The sequence below is a fragment of the Rhizobium sp. MHM7A genome (genome assembly GCF_005862215.1).
GTDB lineage: Bacteria > Pseudomonadota > Alphaproteobacteria > Rhizobiales > Rhizobiaceae > Rhizobium > Rhizobium bangladeshense.
In genome coordinates this window covers 103955-121882 of sequence record NZ_VCHT01000011.1, presented here as the reverse complement: position 1 = coordinate 121882, position 17928 = coordinate 103955, and the positions used below count along the sequence as shown (strand labels likewise).

The window sequence follows — 17928 nt, the reverse complement described above, 5'->3', positions numbered from 1 at the left end:
TGGTTCCTGGAAATTTATTGACGATTTATCGGTAAAATGTCAACGTTGGCTTCTTGTTCATGGAGGAAAGGGAATGGCAGGTGAGCGTATACAGCCGGCAATCGGGCCGATCGTCTCCTCCGCACATCTGGCCGACGGCGCGCTTCCCGCCCTTTCGGAGCTGGAGTTCGGCCTGATCCTCGCCGGCAACGCCTTCGACCGCTGGATGGTGCGCTGCATGACGGCGGCGGGCGAGCCCGGCTGCGCCGCCATCGACGTGCTCGTGTTGCATTCGGTGGCTCACCGGCAGCGGCCGAAGCGGCTCGCCGATCTCTGCAGCGTGCTCGGCGTCGACGATACGCATCTGGTGATTTATGCGCTGAAGAAGCTGGAAAAACGTGGTCTCGTGAAAAGCGCGCGGGCGGGCAAGGAGAAGTTGATCAGCGCCACAGACAAGGGCTTTGAAACCTGTCTGAAATACCGGGCGGTGCGGGAGGCGTTGCTGGTGGAGTCCATGAGGGGCATCGGGCTCGATGCCAGGGCGACATCGGCGGTCGCGGCCACGCTCAGGACGCTGTCCGGACACTACGATCAAGCAGCAAGGGCCGCCGCCTCTCTGTGACGACAGCCCTTGTCGGGGGCAGGGAGAGATCCCCCGGTGTTCAGGCGGCTTTTCAGCCGAAGCAGGGCATCGCCGGCAGATTGGCGCGGCTCGCAAGCGCTCCGATCATCTTGCCCACCGGCGTCGGGCGCGGTTCGCGTTTACCGGCGGCCGTCTCCAGGAGTTGCTTGAAGTCCTCAAGCTTCACGCCGTCGGCGCGCAACACCATGGCGATCAGGGGGTCGCGAAGGGCTTCGGATATCGTCAGGTCGTCTCTGGTCTTTCTCATGGCTTGTCCTCCTTTCGTGGGCGGTCGCCCGTGTTCCACGTTTCGCTGCCAGCCCTCGGCATTGACTTTCGCGACCCGTGGTGTTACCGGTAAGTAACAATGCTGTTGTTACCGATCGGTCACATTGATGTCAAGGACTTCGTCCGCAAAAAAATCAGAAACTTCGAATGAAATCTCCACAGCCGTTTCAGAAGATCGCATCCCGCCGCGGGAGCGCATCGTCTCGACGGCCCTGGAGCTTTTCCGTGAGCGCGGCATTCGCGGCATCGGCGTCGATGCCATCGCCGACGCCGCCCTGACCAACAAGATGACGCTCTACCGCCATTTCGGCTCGAAGGACGAACTCGTCTGCGAGACGCTGCGGCGTGCCTCCGAAAAGGCCGATGCCATCTGGCGCGATCTGGAGGCCGCTTATCCCGGCGATCCCCGCGCCCAGCTGGACGCCTGGGTGGAGATGCGGGCGCAGTGTCTGAACGGCGAGCCGGCCGGCTGCGATCTCGCCAACGCCGCCATCGAGCTCAAGGGGGAGGGCCATCCCGCCCACGAAATGATCGAGCGGCACAAGGCCGCGCAGCGCGATCACCTCGCCGCACTCTGTTCGGCGGCCGGTGCGCGCGAACCTCAACTTCTTGCCGATACGCTGACGCTGCTGCTCGAAGGCGCGCGCGTCAGTCGCCAGGCTATGGGCGCCGCCGGCTGTTGCGGCCATTTCGCCAAGGCTTGCAGAGCAGCGATCGCTTCTTTCTCCTGATCGGAACCTTACTGCATCCACACCGTTTTTCTATCACCGGACGATGCGGAGACCGGGAGATGAACTACGCCTATCTCAAACGCCTATACGCCAGACGCGCCGAGCTCGAAGCCAAGCTCGAGCTCCACGAGGCACGCTATTGTTTCGGCGAGGAAGAGGTCGATGACGGCACTGACAGCGACCTGCATCAGCGATTGAGCGAGGTCTCCGATGAAATCGCCGCGCTGGAGAACAGGACGGCGAGAGCCTTTCCGGGTTAGATTGCAGCTTCTGTGGGTGCGCCTGTGCGATTCAGCTCACTGCAGCTGCTGTCGGATCATGGGCAAGGCCATGGTCAGGAGCGTGGCGAAAACCATGATGACGCCATAGGGTATCTTCCGGCTCGTCCGAATTTCCGCAATGCGCATGAAGAAGGCGAGATGTGCAACGGGCAGCGGAACCGGCAGCCGCAGGGCCAGCAGCGTCGCGATGCCGAGGACAAGGAGCGACACCGCAAACGGCAGCATTCCATGCCATCCTATAAATAGGCCGATCGGCAGGAAAAGCTTGGCGTCTCCTGCGCCAAACAGCCGGAACGCCCAGAGCGCTACCCCAAGCATGAACATCAGCAGACCGGCCCCTATGTCGCCACCGATTCCGCTCGAAGCAAACAGCGCCGCGCCGACATCCTTGGAGCCAAGTATCAAGGCCGCCGCCCGCAGGGCATAAAGTGTTACGAGCGCGAGCACGACGGCGTTGGGGATCTTCCATGTACGGAAATCGCTCCAGGCGGCGTAGAGAAAAAGAAATACTGTAAGCGAACTAATAATATCGACCATTAGCAGCATAGGCTACAACCTCTTGGGCTATTTTAGTCTTGCTATGTAAGTTATGGGCACTCGATTCCGGCGAACAAGTCGGTGTTTACGGTCGATTCTTCCATTTTCGTTTTAACCATAAAGTATAGATATCGCCAGTTCGCCTATAAAAGATTTGACTAAATTAGACTTAACAGATTATTAATATTCCCAGTCGAAGGGGCGGTCTCGACGACAAGGTGCCGGGGGAAATTACGGCGCACTACTTACCTGGGAGGTAAATTCTCGATGAAAGCATTTGTAAACAGCGTACGCGCTTTCGCGCGGGAAGAAGATGGCGTCGCACTTACTGAATACCTCATTCTGCTTGCCTTGCTGGTTGGCGGTGTGATCGGCGCGGTGACATTGGCCGGCACCAATCTGGCTACCGTTTGGAACGGCTGGGCTGGTTGGTTTACCACCAACCTGACGGCCCCAGTTGTCCCGGCACCAGGCGGCGGCGGCGCCTGATACTCGGCGTTCGAAGAAGAGAGGGGTCTTTGTTAACCCCTCCCTTCTAAATTAGCAAAAATGAATGGATGCGTTCCGTCCAGTGTAGCGAGTAACCGCGATGCGTTCTTCCACGATTTTAAGTCTGGTTGTTGCGTTTGTACTTGCAGCAGCAGCAGTTTTCGGCATGCGCGCGTACCTCTCCGATCAGAAAGCCCGATTGCTGGCCATGAACGGCATCAAGGCTGAGGAAAGAACACTCGTTGTCGCCGCCACGCCAATGCGCTTCGGTGATCGAGTTCGTTCCGAAAATCTCAGGGCCATTCCCTGGCCTTCCAATGAAACACCCGCAGGCTCGTTTGTCAGCATCGATCTGGTTGTCGGCAACGATGCCCAGCCGCGTTATGCCATGGCGGCAATCGACCCTGGCGAACCGGTGCTATCCTCGAAAATCACTGGCACCGGCGAACGCGCTACGCTGTCGGCGGCGCTCGACCAGGGCATGAAGGCGATCTCCATCCGCGTCAACGACGTGCTCGGCGTTGCCGGCTTCGTCAGGCCTTCCGATCGCGTCGACGTACTTCTGACTCGGGTCGTGCGCGGCCCGGCAGGCAACGACCAGACCTTCGTCGACGTGTTGCTGCAAGGCGTCAAGGTCCTTGCGGTGGACCAGACGGCAGACGAACGCAAGGACGAACCATCCGTCGTCAAAACCGTAACTTTCGAGGTCACGACCGATGAGGCCCAGCGCCTTACCCTCGGTTCCAGCATCGGCACGCTCTCGCTGGCGCTTCGCAATGTTGCCTCTTCCTCTATCGAACAGACCCGGCCGATCACTGTCGCCGACCTCGGTGGCGGGGCGATGGCGACGGAGCTTAGCAAGGATCTGGAAAATATTAAGTTGCCAGAACCTGAAAAACAAGTGCAGATTGCGGAGCAGAAGGTCGAGCCAGTGTTGCCGGTTGAGCCAAAATGGGTGACAGTGGGAGTCTGGAACACGACGAAGCGCGAGGAGCACCGAGTCGGCCAGTGATATTGATGCGGCATGCCGCAGGTGCGGCCGGTCGAAGGAGGGGCTAAAACAGGCATGGCGAACGGCAAGGGAAGAAGCGCAAGGACGAAAAGCCTTGCGGCACTAGCGGCAGTGTTTTCGGCCTGTGTGTGTTTAGGGCCAGGATTTGCCGGCTGCGCCAACGCACAGGAAAAGTTCGTCACGCTCGGCAAATCGGTCCAGCATGTGACGTTGCCTCCGAACGAGACGCTGACCCTCAATACCGGCCAGCCTTTCGGCGATCTCGTCATCGGCAGCGCTGATTTGATCGACGTGGTGCCGCTTTCCGACCGGTCGCTGTTCATCCGCGGCAAGAAGACCGGAGCCACCAATATCTCGGTCTATGGCGATGATAAGTCGCTTCTCGGCGTCATCGACATCCGCGTTGCCAGCGATTTCACCGAGGTCGCCGCCGCCATTCGCTCTGCCGCGCCCTCGGCGCGGGTCAGGGTAATCAATTCCAACGATCGCATTCGCCTGACGGGCATGGTCCGTGACGGCATCGAACTGCAGCGGGTGATGGAAGTCGCCCAGTCCTATTCCGACCAGCCGGTGCTGAACCAGCTGCGCGTCGGTGACAGCCAGCAGGTGATGCTTGAGGTCCGTGTCATCGAAGCCTCGCGCCAGACGGGTCGTGACCTCGGAATCGGTTGGTCCGGGCAGGGCAGAAACGGTATCGGCAAGGCAACGACCAGCCAGGGTATCGGCGTGGACGATGACGGCAATCTCGTGCGTACCCTTCTTGACCCCAAGGGTGCGGCAACGGGCGCGCTGCCCTTCGGCCAGTTGATCGCCAAGGTGCTGCAAATCTCGGGCGGTAACATCGACGTCGTCATCAATGCGCTCGAGCAGAAGGGATTGGTGCGTCGCCTGGCTCAGCCGAACCTCATCGCCATGAGCGGCTCGACCGCCAGCTTCCATGCCGGCGGCGAAGTGCCGATCCTGAAGACGACGAACAACGGTTCGACGGTGGCCACCGAGACGGACTATCGCCCTTTCGGTGTGCGGCTGACCTTCAAGCCGGTGGTCCTTGACGACGGCGTCATCAATTTGGAGATCGAGCCTGAGGTTTCCGAGCTGGATCCATCGATCAACGTCAACGGAAATCCCGGTTTTATCTCGCGCGCGGCCAGCACCACGGTAGCGCTTCGCGACGGCCAGAGCTTTGCGATGGCGGGCCTGCTGCAGTCGATCAATGCCAAAGACATCCAGCAATTGCCGGGGCTCGGGAAGATACCGGTCCTCGGCGCACTGTTTCGTTCGACGAGTTTCCAGAAGAAAGAATCCGATCTCGTTATCGTCGTCACCCCGCACATAGTGCGACCGGCGCGCCCCGGCGAGGATCTCTACAGTCCGCTCGATCAGACGCGTTCGTCCAATGACGTCGAGCTTTTCGCACTCGGTGTCATGGAAGTCGACAAGGACATGCTTCGACGCTTTCGCAATGGCGTAGGTGTGACTGGACCCTATGGCCATCGTCTCGATCTGAACCTCGGAGGCCAAGCCGTTGCTACAAAACGCTAAGCGCCTCCTTCTTGTCCTTGCAGCCGCCGGCCTCGCTTCCGGCTGCGCCGACTACATGAATCATCGCGACACGATCACCTTCGGGGCTGGCAATGCCATGGAGGCAAACAAGGCCATCCATATCGAGGACCCGTTCCCGCCGGAAGCCCAGCGAACTCGAATCGCAAGCGACGGCAAGGTGATTCGCAGGGTGGTCACTCAATATCAGAACGGCGGGCCGAGCGTTGTTCAGTCGTCGCCGGCCATGGGGGCAAATGCAGCCTCCAACGGAGCGGCTGCCAGCCAGTAACTGGCGGAAGGCACGAACGGCGGCAGCGGGCCGGAAGGGAAAATGCAAGGGGGGCGTCACGGCGATAGCGCGGTGATGGGGGTATGCCAATGCTGAGCAGGCTTGTCAGACGGTTCTGGAACGATCATCGCGGCTATGTCATCGCCTTGACGCTCATCGCCATGCCAATGCTTCTCGGTTTTTCGCTGCTCATCATCGACGTCGGCCGCAGCAGCAACCTGCATACTGATCTTCAGAACGCAGTCGATGCGATGGCGCTGGCCGGGGCCCGTGAACTCGATGGCCGCGATGATGCCATTTCGCGGGCGCAGACGGCGATCGAGAAAATCGCCAACAGCGCGGCTTTCTCCGGGGGTGGGACCGGCATGTCCCTCGGCTCGAATATAATCGTGACCTATGACGCCGGAAACGACGCGGGGAGCACTGTAACCGTGCTTTTCCTGAAGGACATCCCGGCCGACGACGATACGCCGATCCCGTCTTCAATGGAAACGACAACGGCCAGCGAAGCGTCCTACGCCTGGGTCATCGCCAAGCCGCAGGCGATGCAGACGATCTTTCCGATCCCGGTCGGCTTCACCCGCAACACGATCAACATTGCTGCAGACGCCGTGGCGGTATACCACGCCAGCGCCTGCGACGTGACGCCGATCTTTATCTGCAATCCGTTCGAGCCGGTGGGGAACACGAGTGAAAGCGCCAGCGAAGACGCAGCTGCCGCCTTGCACACCAATTTTGCGGCCGGCAATCTCTATGGGCGACAGATCGAACTTCACAGCACCGCTGCGTCCAATCCCGGCCCCGGCAATTTCGGCTTCCTGCGGACCCCTTTGGGCAATGGAGCGTCCGTGCTGGCGGAGGCTCTTGCCACCGGCAATCCCGGTACCTGCTACACACAGGACAGCCTCGATACGGAAACCGGCGCAAAGGCGGGGCCTGTCGAGGATGGCGTGAATACGCGCTTCGGCTTTTACTCCTCATCGTTCAACAAGGTGAACGGCGATTACCGCTATCGACCTGCCCAAAACGTACGCTCCGCTCAGACAATCAGCAGCAACGGAAAGAAGAGCTGCGATACTTACGATCCGATCATGGTCGGGGATGTTGTCGGCGACGCAACCAAGGCTTTGCCGCTCGGCTATGGGGCGGGCATGACTTCACTTGCCGGCGGCAAGATCAGCAGCGGCAATAATTGGCAGTACATGACCTATTGGAACGTCGCGCAGGGAACGGCAGCGCCCTCGACGAGCACGGTCCTCAGCAACTACTCCAGTTATCCCCCGCAGGCGACGGGAACACCAAGCCAACCGTCCGCTTACGATGTTTATCGCTACGAGCTCGCAACTCCCTCTCTCATCAACCATGCCTCGGCGAATGGTGAGACTGGAACGCCGACAACGGGCGGCCAGTGCTATAGCGGCCCGGACCTTTCGAACTATACGGCGGACGAATATGGCGATCGCCGCGAGATATTCTCAGCCATTGTCAATTGTGGTTATGAAGCCTCCGTCGGCCATCTAAACGGCCATAAGGCTACGCGCGCCGTGGCCTTCGCGCGCATGTTCCTGACCAAGCCGGCGATAAAAGTTGCCAGCGAACGATACCTTTCCCTGGAGATGATCGACATCACCGGCAAGGGTGGTCGCGGCACGCTGGACGAATTCCTGCGGGAAGAAGCGGAGCTGGTCAGATGATGGCGCTCCGCAATTTCATCCGGCATCGGCTTTGCCTCGGCTTCTGGCGGCGGGAGGAAGGCGCAGTGCTTGCCGAAGCGCTGCTCGCGGTCCCCTTTATGACGCTCTTTGCTGCTGCCATATTGGAGTTTGGCAGCATCTTCTGGCAACGCATGCAGATCGACGCAGGCTTGCGGGATGCAGGACGTTACCTTTCGCGCTGCCGACCGGTGTCGGGAACCTATGTGCCGACATGTAACGAGGCGACTGCGAAGACGATCGCCTTTTATGGAACGCAAACACCTGCGGCAGACGCTGAACCCCGCGTACCCGACTGGAAGGACCCTGCCGACATCATCATCACAGCTCCGGATGCGGACGGCAACATCACTCTTTCGACTGCGCATCTCTACAAGAGCTCGCCGGTGTTCGGCTTTCTCGGACTCGACGCCATCACCATCAGTTCCTTTCACGAAGAGAGATACATCGGATGGTGAGCTTACGGGCGATCAAGGCATTCTGGAGCGATAGCAGTGGTGCCAGCCTCGTCGAAGCATTGCTGACCTTTCCGATCGTCCTGCTGGTATTCGCCACCTTCATCGAGTTCGGTTATGCCATGTCGCAGTGGAATCAGACGGTCAAGGCATTGCAATATGGTGCCCGTTTGGCGGCGGTATCCGACCCGGTGACGACGAACTTCGATGCCGTTTTCCCGATCGAAGCTGCCAACCCGCTCAACAACGGCAAAGCGGCGCCGAACGATGCAACAATATCCTCGACCTGCGGACCGGCTCTTGCCAACTGCACGGCGGCATTGAACCGGATCGTTCTGGGAAGCGACGGCGCTTGCAATGTGGGAACTGATCCGCACCCCGGCATTTGCGACCTCAACTGGCGCATCACCCCGGATAAGCTGATGGTTACTTACCAGCGATCGGGGCTGGGCTATTGGGGCCGGCCGGACGGGCCCGTGCTGACGATGCGGCTGGAGGTGCGCGACGTCACCTTCGATCTGCCGATCCTCGGCGGGCTGTTGGGACTTAACGACGTTACCGTTCCGGCTCATCCGGTGACGATCACGACCGAAGATCTGAAGACCTGTTCAACCTGCTGACCCCTTGTTACGCGTAGGAAAGCGAAAATGACAGCTCACATGAACATTGCCGCATCCACCAAAATCCTGGTTCTCTCCGACGACGCGGCTGCAGCAAGTTTCATGCTCGATACGTTCGGGTCGCTGTCGCGCTACGATGTCCGCCATCTCTCGCTGAAGGCGCTCGGAGAAAAGGGCCGGTTCGATCCGACGCAGTTCGACCTGATCGTTCTCGACGTCGACAACGGGAAATTGCTGCAGCAACCGGAACTCTTCACCTTTCGCACCAGCTATCGGGACATCCCGCTCGTCGTCGTTTCCGAAGACCTGCCGGACGACATGCTGCGGCTGCTTTTTCGCCTGAACGGCAAAGACTGGCTGAAGAAACCGCTCGAGCGCCGCGCACTGATCGACATGATTTCGACCCATGCGCCAGGCACAGGGGCGAGCGACAGCCGCGTGCATGCGGTGGTCTCAGCCGTCGGCGGCGCCGGCGCCAGTATGATCGCTTCGTCGCTCGCGCATGTGCTGGCCCAGCCGACCAAGAATTCCACGCCGCGGATCGACTTGTTCGACACGGATTTTTGCTCCGGTGCGCTGGGCTACTATCTCAACCTTGTCAACGACTACGACTTGAAACCGGTCATCGCCAATCCTTCCCGGGTCGATCTGGAATTCATCGATCTGGTCAGAAAGCGTCATTCGGGGGGCTTTTCACTGCTGTCCTTCAAGCAGCCATCCGTCCTTCTGGCGCCGAAGGGCCGTGAGCTCGTGCTGCGCATGCTCGACGTGGCCGCCTTCGAGAGCGACCACACGATCATCGACATTCCCTATTATGACACGCCCTGGAAATTCGAGGTGCTCGCTTCGGTCAACAGCATCTGCATCGTCACCGAAATGACTGTCCCTGCGCTTTCTCAAGCCAAGGATTTGTTTACCAATCTGGTACGGCTGCGAGGCAATTCGGATCAGATTTTCATCGTAATCAACAAATACCGCAGCAAGCTTTTCGGCCTCGGCCTGCGCCGGCAACAAACGGCGAAGATATTCAAGGAGATCCCGACGCATGTCATCGGAGATGACTGGGATACTTTGAGCGAGGCGGTCAATCGCGGCGTGCTGCCATTTCAGGTGAATTCCAGGGCGCGTTTCTGCGGCGCGGTCGGTAAACTTGGGGCACTGGTGCGATGAAGGCGATCGACAGTGGGCGGACAAGGCCCCGCGCCACCGATGTCAGCCGGGTGGCTTTAGCAATTCTGGCCGCTGCCGGGGATGCCGGGGCAGGCGGGCTGGTACCACGAAGCCTTGGGCCGACGACAAGCGCCGTGGTGACGATCGAAAAAAGCTACGCGGCTGGGACAATCGTCATCGTCACCGCGAACCGTACGCTGGATCTCGTCATCTCCGATGGACGCGCGATCCGCTACAAGATCGGCGTTGGACGAGACGGATTTCGCTGGAGCGGTATCGTCAAGGTTGGACGCAAGGCTGAGTGGCCCGACTGGCGCCCGCCTGCCGAGATGAAGGCGCGCTCAGCCGGACTTCCGGACCTGGTGCCTGCCGGACCACTCAATCCATTGGGCGCGCGCGGGATCTATCTCTACAAGGACAGCACCGATACACTCTACCGCATTCACGGAACGAACGAGCAGTCGACGGTCGGCGGTTTTGCGTCATCGGGCTGTTTTCGCATGAGCAATGCCGACGTCATCGATCTCTATGAGAGGGTGAAAATCGGTTCCACGGTCATTGTAAAATAGTTCGGGGGGTGGGAAGCATGGCGACCGGAATCATTGGGCGTTTCTACAAGCATCAGCAGGAACCTGAAAGCCGGGAACATCCGGAGGCGATCGAACCATCTCCAGTCGCAGTTCAGGACATGCCTGCCCAACCGGTCTCTGACACCGCCACGGCAAGCGGCGAAGAAGCCTCGCTCGGGCCGGACATGGTTTCCGAGCGGGTCAATCTGCACCGCTACCTGCTCGACCGCATCAACCTCGGGATCCTCGACACGCTCGACAACGAGGAGATCGCCACCGAAATCCGACCGTTGGTCAAGGATTATATCCGGAGCAACAATTTCCCGCTGAACGCCAGGGAAATCAACGATCTGATCCGCGATATCACCGATGAGATGCTCGGGCTTGGACCGATAGAGCCGCTGCTGGCCGACGACACGATCGCAGATATTCTCATCAACGGCTACAACAGCGTCTATGTCGAGCGGAGCGGCAAGCTCGAGAGCACCGCAGTGCGGTTCAAAGACGAGGACCATCTCCTTCGGGTGATCAACAAGATCGTCTCGGCGGTCGGCCGCCGCGTCGATGAGTCGACGCCGATGGTTGACGCCCGCCTCAAGGATGGCTCGCGTGTCAACGTCGCCATCAGGCCGATCTCGGTCGATGGACCGCTCGTTTCCATTCGCAAATTCACCCGCAAGCCGCTGACAATGGAGCGCCTTGTGCAATATGGCGCCATGGCCGATGCGATGCGCGTCCTTCTCAGCGCCGCGGTCAAGGGCAAGGTGTCCATGGTGATCTCAGGCGGCACCGGTTCCGGCAAGACCACCTTGCTCAATGCTCTCTCGTCGCAGATTTCTCCAAAGGAGCGCCTAATCACCATCGAGGACGCGGCCGAGCTTCAACTGCAGCAGCCACATGTCGGGCGTTTGGAAACCCGTCCGCCGACGCTCGACGGACGCAACGAGATCCGCCAGCGCGAACTTTTGAAGAACGCCCTCCGCATGCGTCCCGACCGCATCATCGTTGGCGAAGTACGCGGCGACGAGGCGTTCGACATGCTGCAGGCGATGAATACCGGTCACGAGGGGTCGATGACGACCATTCACGCCAACACGCCCCGCGACGCCGTCGGTCGGCTCGAGCAGATGGTCGGCATGGCCGGGATGCCGATGTCGCAGTTGAGCATTCGCTCGCAGATCTCGTCCGCCATCACCATCATCGTGCAGGTCCAGCGCCTGAGCGACGGCAGCCGCAAAGTTGTCTCGATTTCCGAGATCACCGGCATGGAGGGCGAAGTCGTGCAGATGCAGGAGATCATGAAATTCAAGAAAATTGGTACCGATGAAGGCGGGCGGATCCATGGAGAATTCCGCGCCACCGGCATCAGGCCGCGGTTCGTCGAGGAATTTGCCGAACTCGGGATTGAGATCCCTGTGGCGATTTTCGATCCCGGTAAACCGCTGCAAACGGGACCCGTCCAATGATGCTGACCCTGCTATACGCGGCCGTTTTCACCGCGGCCCTTGTTGCTGTCGAAGCGGTCATGCGCGGCTACTTCAAGACATCCGAACGCCACCGGGCTGTAAACCATCGGCTGAGATTGCTCGAGGTCAGCGATGATCATCGCAAGACCTATAGCGACATGCTCAAGGAGCGCGGGGTTGCCGGCAGCTGGCGGCAAATCCCCGTAATGCAGCGGCTGCTGCGGTTCTACGCGCAGTCGGGCATTAAGTTCGATGCCAAGAGGTTTGCTCTCTTCGCGATCGCTGGTGCACTTCTGACGTGGCTGGTCGTCCAGTTCCTAGTGCCGAGCACACTGCTCAAAATACCCGTCTTCCTCCTGATCTGCCTTCTCATCCCCGCACTCGTCGTCTGGCGCGCACGGGCGCGCCGCCTGAAGAAATTCGAACTGAAGCTTCCTGAAGCGCTCGATGTCGCCAATCGCAGCTTGGCCGCCGGCCACCCTCTGCCGGCGGCGATTTCTTTGGTGGCACGCGAGATGCCTGATCCGATCGGCACCGAGTTCGGCCTGCTCTCGGATGAACTCACCTACGGCGTGAGCCTGGACGATGCCCTCCTCAACTTGGCGGATCGGGTCGGCGCCGAGGATCTCAACCTCTTGGCGATATCGCTGAGCGTACAGGCGGGAACCGGCGGAAATCTCGTGGAGATCTTGCAGAACCTTTCGAAGACGCTGCGAGACCGGACGATGCTGAAGGCAAAGGTCAGGGCGATTTCGTCAGAGGGACGCATCACGGCGATCTTCATGTCGGTCTATCCGTTTCTGCTCTATGCGATGATCAAGGCATTGTCGCCGACCTACTTCGATCCCGTCTGGGAGAGCGGCTACGGCACCGCCATTGTGAGCGTGCTGCTCACCGTCATGGCGATTGGCAATGTCATTCTCTACAAGATGGTCAACTTCGAGTACTGAGGCGGTCATGTCGAGTGAGTATGGAATTTACCTCATCCTCTTCTTTGCAGTGCTGATATTTACTGCGGCAGCATCGGAATTGTTTTTTCGACAACGCGAGGTCTCGGTTCGGGTGTCGAAGAGCTCGTCGGCAACAGGCCAGGAGTTCCACCTTGGCGATGCGACGATTGCCGATCTCGGCGAGGCGGAAAATCGCCTGATCCGTCGCTATTTCGAGATTACCCGGCGTGACACCAATGTGAACTCCACCCAGAACCGGCTGATCAGGGCAGGGTACTTCGCTGCCGGCGCCGTGACCACCTTCCAGGTGGTTCGCGCGGTCGTCTGTATCAGCATGCTCGTCGCGACGGTCTGGGCCCTGAACCGGGTCGCGCCTGCTATGTCGCAAATGGCGACCCTGTTCGTTGCCATGTTTGCTGCGGGTGCGACCTTCATTCTCGTCAACATCTACATCGACCGGCGTGGCGCCGCCAAGGAGCGGGAGTACCGCCGCCTCTTTCCCGACTTTATGGATATGCTGATCGTCTGCCTCGATGCAGGCATGAGCATCGAGGCGGCGGCCAACCGCGTGGCCCGGGAATTCGTCGACAAGCAGCAGGATTTCGGCCTGCATCTCTCGATCATGATGCTGGAAGTGCGGGGCGGCCGGCGTTTGCGCGAGGCGCTCTCCAACCTTGCCACCCGCCTGAGGATTGACGAGGCCAGGGCCCTTTCGGTTCTGTTCCGTCAATCGGAGGAACTCGGAACCAGCGTAACGCAGACGCTGCGGGTCTACAGCAAGGAAATGCGCGATCTGCGGATTGTTCGCGCGGAGGAGAAGGCGAACGCCCTGCCGGTCAAGATGCTGCTGCCGCTCGGCGCGTTCCTTTTTCCGGTGAGCCTCGTCATCGTTCTCGTACCTGTTGTTATCCGCGTCGTCATGCTTCTCGTCAGCATGAAACCCGGCGGTTGAGCCAAGCGAGGTCATATGCAGTATTCGCTCGAAAACAATCGTAATGATGCAATCATTTCCCTCGATCCGCGTATGCCACTGGCACCGGCAAGCATGGAACAAGCGGGATTGGACCCGTCGTTCCTGCTTCGGCTGGCGTCAAAATGTGCGGCCGAGCAGGATACGACCACGGCATCTCATCTCGCTGACCGGATGAAATTGCCGAAGGTGATCGTCAATATGCTGATCAAGGAGCTCGTGAAACTCGCCTACCTCGAGGCTCGCGGCCTGGCCGGCGAGGATGTTCGATCCGATGTTCGATACGCGCTGTCGATGAAGGGGTTCGAATATGCCCATGCGGCGTCGCGTCAATCCCAATATGTCGGGCCGGCGCCGGTGCCGCTCGACGCGTTCTGCCGGCAACTGGGTTTGCAGTCCATCCATCACGAGCGCGTGACCCCGGAGCGGCTGACCGATAGTCTTCACGGGCTGGTGCTTTCAGACGCCCTGGTCGAAAAGCTCGGGCCGGCCATCAACTCCGGTCGCTCTATCCTGCTCTACGGACCGCCCGGCAACGGAAAAACGAGCATCGCCGAGCGCACGTCGCAGCTGTTTCGCCAAACGATCTGGGTGCCCTATGCCATCGAAGTGGGCGGCCATGTCATCAGTTTCTATGACGAAGCAGTCCATCTCCCCGTATCCGAGGCTGTCAGCGAAGCCCATCCGAAAGCGGATCAACGATGGATCGAATGCCGCCGTCCGGTGATCAAGACGGGCGGGGAATTGACCCTCGATCAGCTCGATCTCATCTTCAACGCAGGACCGAATGTCTATGAAGCGCCCATACACTTGAAGGCATCAGGCGGCGTTTTCATCATCGACGACTTCGGGCGCCAGCAAGTGGCGCCGCAGGCGCTCATCAATCGCTGGATTGTGCCTCTCGAGCGCGGATATGACTTCCTGACGCTGCACACCGGCAAGAAGTTCAAGGTTCCCTTTGACGAACTGGTGGTATTTTCGACCAATATCGCACCGAAGGACCTCTCGGACGAGGCGGGCTTGCGGCGCCTAAAATACAAGATCTTTGTCAACACGCCGTCGCGCGACGAATATATCAGAATTTTTAAATCCTATGCCAGCGGCACCGGATTGGCTGTCTCTGATTCAGAGCTGAGCCTGTTCTACGATCGCAAGTACAACGGCGATGTGCTAGCGTCGTGCTATCATCCCAAATATCTTCTCGATTTTGTCGGTTCTTACTGCGAGTTCAACGGCTTGGCGAGAATCGCGTCGCTCGATATGCTCGAACGGGCGTGGGAAGGTGTATTTACGTCGGAATGAGTGCGGACTTGGCGCTGATCGCGGCCTTTTCCTGGACAATGTGTCCAAGCGGATGTGATGACTTACGGGGGAGTAAACGCATGACCGGCATCCCGAATATCGACGTCGAAGTCGACGGCGCAAAACCAAGCCATCTGCGAGCACCGGAGCCGAAAGGCTCAAGAAACCCGCTGCTCGTCGGTTTGATCCTCATGCTCTTGCCAGTGAATGCTGGCGTTCTCATCTATACCGCCAAGAACTCAGCGGATGTTCGCGAGAGCCGCGAGACCATCGCCGCGCTCAAAAGGTCCATCGACGGCCTCAAAGGACAATTAGACAAGCAGTCGCACCACATTGCGGACAATGCCAAGGCCGACGAACTCGCACTTGTCCGCCAGGAGATGGAAAGCCTGCAGAAGGCTATCTTGTCGATGAATGAACGGATGCGCACCGACATAAGCGGTACCCGCATGGGTTCAGCTTTGGTCCTCAGCGCGCCCGGCAAGGAGCCGGCACAATTTTTCGCACCCCGTGCCGTGCCAGCGGAAACCGAAACTCCGGATAGCACTCTTGCGTCGATCGAAGCCGGGGGTATTGCCGTCGATAACCTCCCGCGTTACGAACGCACACTCTCGCCCGAAGGCCAGCTCATCCTTCGGAAGGCACGGTAAACGCCGATCTCACCGAAACCTTCAAAGCAATCGGCGGACGCCCCGCCGATGCTCGCAGTGCGGCAAGAGCAGCTCTATCTCGACGCGGATTGATCGGTCGCTGAAGGGGCCTAGCCCCGCTGAGGGTGATTGACGCTGTTCTTCATCAATTCGAGATTGCGGGCAGTGACCTCGTTTCCGGGGTCAAGCTCATAGGCTTTCAGGAAATACCGTCTGGCATTGCGCAAATCACCGCGTAAAAGGTGAGAATATCCGATATTGTTGTAGTAGACCGGAGTATTGCCGATCATCCGCGAGAGTTGCTGATAGGCGCGGTCAGAGGTGTCGAAGCGGGCAACCATGTCGGCGGAGGCTGCCAAGCCCAACCAAGCGGCCGGATCCTGCGGAAAAACGTCAACCGCCCGCTTGTAAATGGCGTAGGATTTTCCGTAGTTCTTTTCCTGAAACTGCAGCTTGCCGGTCGTGATCAACTCGTCGTTCTTATAGAAGGCGACGGCTGCGTCATCTTCAAGGGTCTTTGCACTATCTCCATAAGCAGCCAGACCATCGACGCTGGATGATTGGCAGCCAGCTAAAACCGCTCCGGCCGCTATCAAAAACGCAATGCATTTAGTTCCAGCTCTGATCTGCAACATTGCAACTCGATCCCCCATCAGACATTTTTACCTAAGATCCGGATGCGTTCACCGGAAATCATCGTAAAAAAAAGCTAACAACTCAAGAATTTGAGCGAATAGTCGCAAAAAAGCGACAGATGCGGTCTACGCTGAAAGACACCAGCGTGGTAGATGGCAACCATTCAAGGTTGGTATCATGTGTCCGGTGATTCTCAGAGTAGAAAATTAATCAACGTCGCCTAACCTCTTAGCAGGTCAAAGGATGGAGCGCCTTATGCGGACCGCTATTTTCACGCTGATGCGACTTGGACCATCACTCGCTTATGCGACAGCATTGATCTTCGTTCTCAGCATGCCGCTCTTGGAAAGCTATCCGGCAAGTGCGTTCGCCTGGTGGCTCCATATGACGATACTTCCGGTCATGCGCGAACCCATTTATCTGCTTTTAGCGGTACCCGGCGTTGGAATTTGGAGCGCCGCGGTCCTGTTGATGCTTGCATCGGTTTTTGGGATTCGAGTGGCCCTGCAGCCGCAAAGACACTACCGGTCGGGCTTCATCCATGCCCATATCGCGCTAATCGCGACCGGGCTAACTATGGGACGGGCAGCAGTCGCGCAAGCCGGCCTTTCCGGCTTTGCGATGCCTCAGCTTCAGCGAAGCGACTGGTCGTTCCTGCCGCTATCCTACTCGCCGCTTGGGGTCGTCCTTTTTGTATCCGTCTGTTTGGCTTGCATTTGCTGCCATTTAACGGTCATCAAGCGGATAAAATCAGCGCCATAGAACCTGGCGGCGCGTGTCTTCACCAACTGCCGCTTCACGCTTTAGTCTCTGGCGCTGAGGATTTCGATCGTCCGCTCGTCGAATTTTCCTTGATAAAAGCGTTCGATCGCCCGGTGGAAGGGCGAGCCGTGATCGCTGATCGCGGCAAACAAGGTCATTGATGAGCGCAGCTTGAGATCATCAGGCGAACCGAAGATGTCATGTGCCGATCGGCCGTCGATCGACAAAATCGCCTCGACGCAGCGCAGCAGCCGGCTCGAGAGAGTGGGATCGGCGAGATAGGCGGCCGCTTCCCCGGCCGAGCGTATGGCATATTTTTCGGCCATCGCAGAGGTGCCGAGGCCCGCAATCTGCGGGAAGATGAACCACATCCAATGAGACGTCTTGCGTCCGGCCTTCAGCTCGGAAAGCGCCTGTTCATAGACGCCCTTTTGCGCCTCAATGAAACGACCAAGATTGTAGTCGATGTTGCCGGCCATGGTCTCTCCTCTTTGCTGTCAAGCAGCCTGGCCCAAGATCTCCTTGCCCGGCGAACCGGTTCTTGTAGCCGGCGCCAGGCTGGCAGAGGCGAGCCACGGTCGCCTTCAGCAAACCCTTTCAGCATAAGGGCTGCTGTCGCGGCAGTGGCCGTAAGGCGGCGCGCTGTCGCCTGATGTGGCGGCAATGGCCGAGGTCGTCATAGGATCGGTATCACCAGAAGAATATGCGGCAAAACCTGCAAAGCTCAGGACGACCAAGGCCGCAACCACGAAAATGCGCTCGAAACCGGAAAGCTTCTGGGCGCTGACATGTTCCACATAGTCGTGCTCGCCTGGGCCGGCCGTTTCGTCCTCTTTCACATGGAGGGTCACCATGTCCTGGCGACGGCTTAATGTTTCACAATCTATCATTTTAAT

Annotated in this window: 23 protein-coding genes; 18 read left to right on the top strand and 5 right to left on the bottom strand. The window is 59.0% G+C overall.

All coding sequences use genetic code 11. From position 1 onward, the window contains the following. Positions 1–73 precede the first annotated feature (73 nt). Complete coding sequence (locus FFR93_RS28785; protein WP_138395658.1) at positions 74–601, top strand: winged helix DNA-binding protein; 528 nt, start codon at positions 74–76, stop codon at positions 599–601. Positions 602–653: 52 nt separating this feature from the next. Here the strand turns inward: FFR93_RS28785 and FFR93_RS28780 are convergent, their stop codons facing one another. Beyond that, positions 654–869: a hypothetical protein gene (locus FFR93_RS28780; protein WP_009994565.1), complete on the bottom strand. Its 216-nt coding sequence runs from the start codon at positions 867–869 to the stop codon at positions 654–656. A 127-nt stretch (positions 870–996) separates the two neighbouring features. Between FFR93_RS28780 and FFR93_RS28775 the strand changes: the two genes are divergently transcribed. After that, positions 997–1620 carry a TetR/AcrR family transcriptional regulator gene (locus FFR93_RS28775; protein ID WP_138395657.1) on the top strand — a complete coding sequence of 208 codons (624 nt, stop codon included), beginning with the start codon at positions 997–999 and terminating at the stop codon, positions 1618–1620. Positions 1621–1679: 59 nt separating this feature from the next. Continuing rightward, on the top strand, positions 1680–1880 hold the full coding sequence (locus FFR93_RS28770; RefSeq protein ID WP_138395656.1) for a hypothetical protein: 201 nt from the start codon (positions 1680–1682) through the stop codon (positions 1878–1880). Positions 1881–1916: 36 nt separating this feature from the next. Here FFR93_RS28770 and FFR93_RS28765 read toward each other — a convergent pair whose 3' ends face one another. Next, on the bottom strand, positions 1917–2447 hold the full coding sequence (locus tag FFR93_RS28765; RefSeq protein WP_138395655.1) for a prepilin peptidase: 531 nt from the start codon (positions 2445–2447) through the stop codon (positions 1917–1919). A 258-nt stretch (positions 2448–2705) separates the two neighbouring features. Here FFR93_RS28765 and FFR93_RS28760 point away from each other — a divergent pair, with 258 nt between their 5' ends. The 14 genes from FFR93_RS28760 (at position 2706) to FFR93_RS28695 (ending at position 15634) form a co-directional block, all read left to right on the top strand. Then, the gene (locus FFR93_RS28760) at positions 2706–2927 is read left to right on the top strand and encodes a hypothetical protein (protein ID WP_138395654.1); all 222 of its coding nucleotides are present in this window, start codon (positions 2706–2708) and stop codon (positions 2925–2927) included. Between the two features lie 100 nt (positions 2928–3027). Further along, positions 3028–3939, top strand: a complete 912-nt coding sequence (gene cpaB, locus FFR93_RS28755; RefSeq protein ID WP_138395653.1) for a Flp pilus assembly protein CpaB — start codon at positions 3028–3030, stop codon at positions 3937–3939. Positions 3940–3993: 54 nt separating this feature from the next. Next, positions 3994–5481, top strand: a complete 1488-nt coding sequence (locus tag FFR93_RS28750) for a type II and III secretion system protein family protein (protein WP_138395652.1) — start codon at positions 3994–3996, stop codon at positions 5479–5481. Next, entirely contained in the window at positions 5465–5770 is a 306-nt protein-coding gene (locus FFR93_RS28745; RefSeq protein WP_138395651.1) for a hypothetical protein, read from the top strand. The genes FFR93_RS28750 and FFR93_RS28745 overlap by 17 nt, the downstream gene beginning before the upstream one ends. An 89-nt stretch (positions 5771–5859) precedes the next feature. Continuing rightward, positions 5860–7464, top strand: coding sequence for a TadE/TadG family type IV pilus assembly protein (locus tag FFR93_RS28740; RefSeq protein ID WP_138395650.1), 1605 nt, complete (start codon positions 5860–5862; stop codon positions 7462–7464). Further along, positions 7461–7940: a TadE/TadG family type IV pilus assembly protein gene (locus tag FFR93_RS28735; RefSeq protein WP_138395649.1), complete on the top strand. Its 480-nt coding sequence runs from the start codon at positions 7461–7463 to the stop codon at positions 7938–7940. The genes FFR93_RS28740 and FFR93_RS28735 overlap by 4 nt, the downstream gene beginning before the upstream one ends. Beyond that, the gene (locus FFR93_RS28730; protein ID WP_138395648.1) at positions 7934–8557 is read left to right on the top strand and encodes a TadE/TadG family type IV pilus assembly protein; all 624 of its coding nucleotides are present in this window, start codon (positions 7934–7936) and stop codon (positions 8555–8557) included. The genes FFR93_RS28735 and FFR93_RS28730 overlap by 7 nt, the downstream gene beginning before the upstream one ends. 27 nt (positions 8558–8584) lie before the next feature. Beyond that, a complete protein-coding gene (locus FFR93_RS28725) occupies positions 8585–9727 on the top strand; it encodes a pilus assembly protein (RefSeq protein ID WP_138395647.1) in 1143 nt (380 codons plus the stop codon). Then, the gene (locus tag FFR93_RS28720) at positions 9724–10296 is read left to right on the top strand and encodes a L,D-transpeptidase (RefSeq protein ID WP_138395646.1); all 573 of its coding nucleotides are present in this window, start codon (positions 9724–9726) and stop codon (positions 10294–10296) included. The genes FFR93_RS28725 and FFR93_RS28720 overlap by 4 nt, the downstream gene beginning before the upstream one ends. A 17-nt stretch (positions 10297–10313) precedes the next feature. Further along, entirely contained in the window at positions 10314–11762 is a 1449-nt protein-coding gene (locus FFR93_RS28715; protein ID WP_138395645.1) for a CpaF family protein, read from the top strand. Beyond that, positions 11759–12712 (top strand): type II secretion system F family protein, encoded by a 954-nt coding sequence (locus tag FFR93_RS28710; protein WP_138395644.1) that lies wholly within the window; start codon positions 11759–11761, stop codon positions 12710–12712. Before FFR93_RS28715 ends, FFR93_RS28710 begins: the two co-directional genes overlap by 4 nt. Before the next feature lie 7 nt (positions 12713–12719). Next, positions 12720–13664 carry a type II secretion system F family protein gene (locus tag FFR93_RS28705; protein ID WP_138395643.1) on the top strand — a complete coding sequence of 315 codons (945 nt, stop codon included), beginning with the start codon at positions 12720–12722 and terminating at the stop codon, positions 13662–13664. Positions 13665–13679: 15 nt separating this feature from the next. Beyond that, complete coding sequence (locus tag FFR93_RS28700) at positions 13680–14984, top strand: AAA family ATPase (RefSeq protein WP_138395642.1); 1305 nt, start codon at positions 13680–13682, stop codon at positions 14982–14984. A gap of 80 nt (positions 14985–15064) precedes the next feature. After that, positions 15065–15634, top strand: a complete 570-nt coding sequence (locus FFR93_RS28695) for a hypothetical protein (RefSeq protein WP_138395757.1) — start codon at positions 15065–15067, stop codon at positions 15632–15634. Positions 15635–15744: 110 nt separating this feature from the next. Here the strand turns inward: FFR93_RS28695 and FFR93_RS28690 are convergent, their stop codons facing one another. Further along, positions 15745–16269 carry a tetratricopeptide repeat protein gene (locus FFR93_RS28690; protein ID WP_138395641.1) on the bottom strand — a complete coding sequence of 175 codons (525 nt, stop codon included), beginning with the start codon at positions 16267–16269 and terminating at the stop codon, positions 15745–15747. Positions 16270–16525: 256 nt separating this feature from the next. On the opposite strand from FFR93_RS28690, the gene FFR93_RS28685 reads away from it, so the two are divergent. Beyond that, positions 16526–17032, top strand: a complete 507-nt coding sequence (locus tag FFR93_RS28685; RefSeq protein ID WP_138395640.1) for a hypothetical protein — start codon at positions 16526–16528, stop codon at positions 17030–17032. A gap of 41 nt (positions 17033–17073) precedes the next feature. Here the strand turns inward: FFR93_RS28685 and FFR93_RS28680 are convergent, their stop codons facing one another. Together FFR93_RS28680 and FFR93_RS28675 are read right to left on the bottom strand one after the other, a co-directional pair. Continuing rightward, the gene (locus FFR93_RS28680) at positions 17074–17511 is read right to left on the bottom strand and encodes a DUF1810 domain-containing protein (RefSeq protein WP_064707126.1); all 438 of its coding nucleotides are present in this window, start codon (positions 17509–17511) and stop codon (positions 17074–17076) included. A 105-nt stretch (positions 17512–17616) separates the two neighbouring features. Beyond that, positions 17617–17886 carry a hypothetical protein gene (locus FFR93_RS28675; protein ID WP_138395756.1) on the bottom strand — a complete coding sequence of 90 codons (270 nt, stop codon included), beginning with the start codon at positions 17884–17886 and terminating at the stop codon, positions 17617–17619. Between the last annotated feature and the right edge of the window lie 42 nt (positions 17887–17928).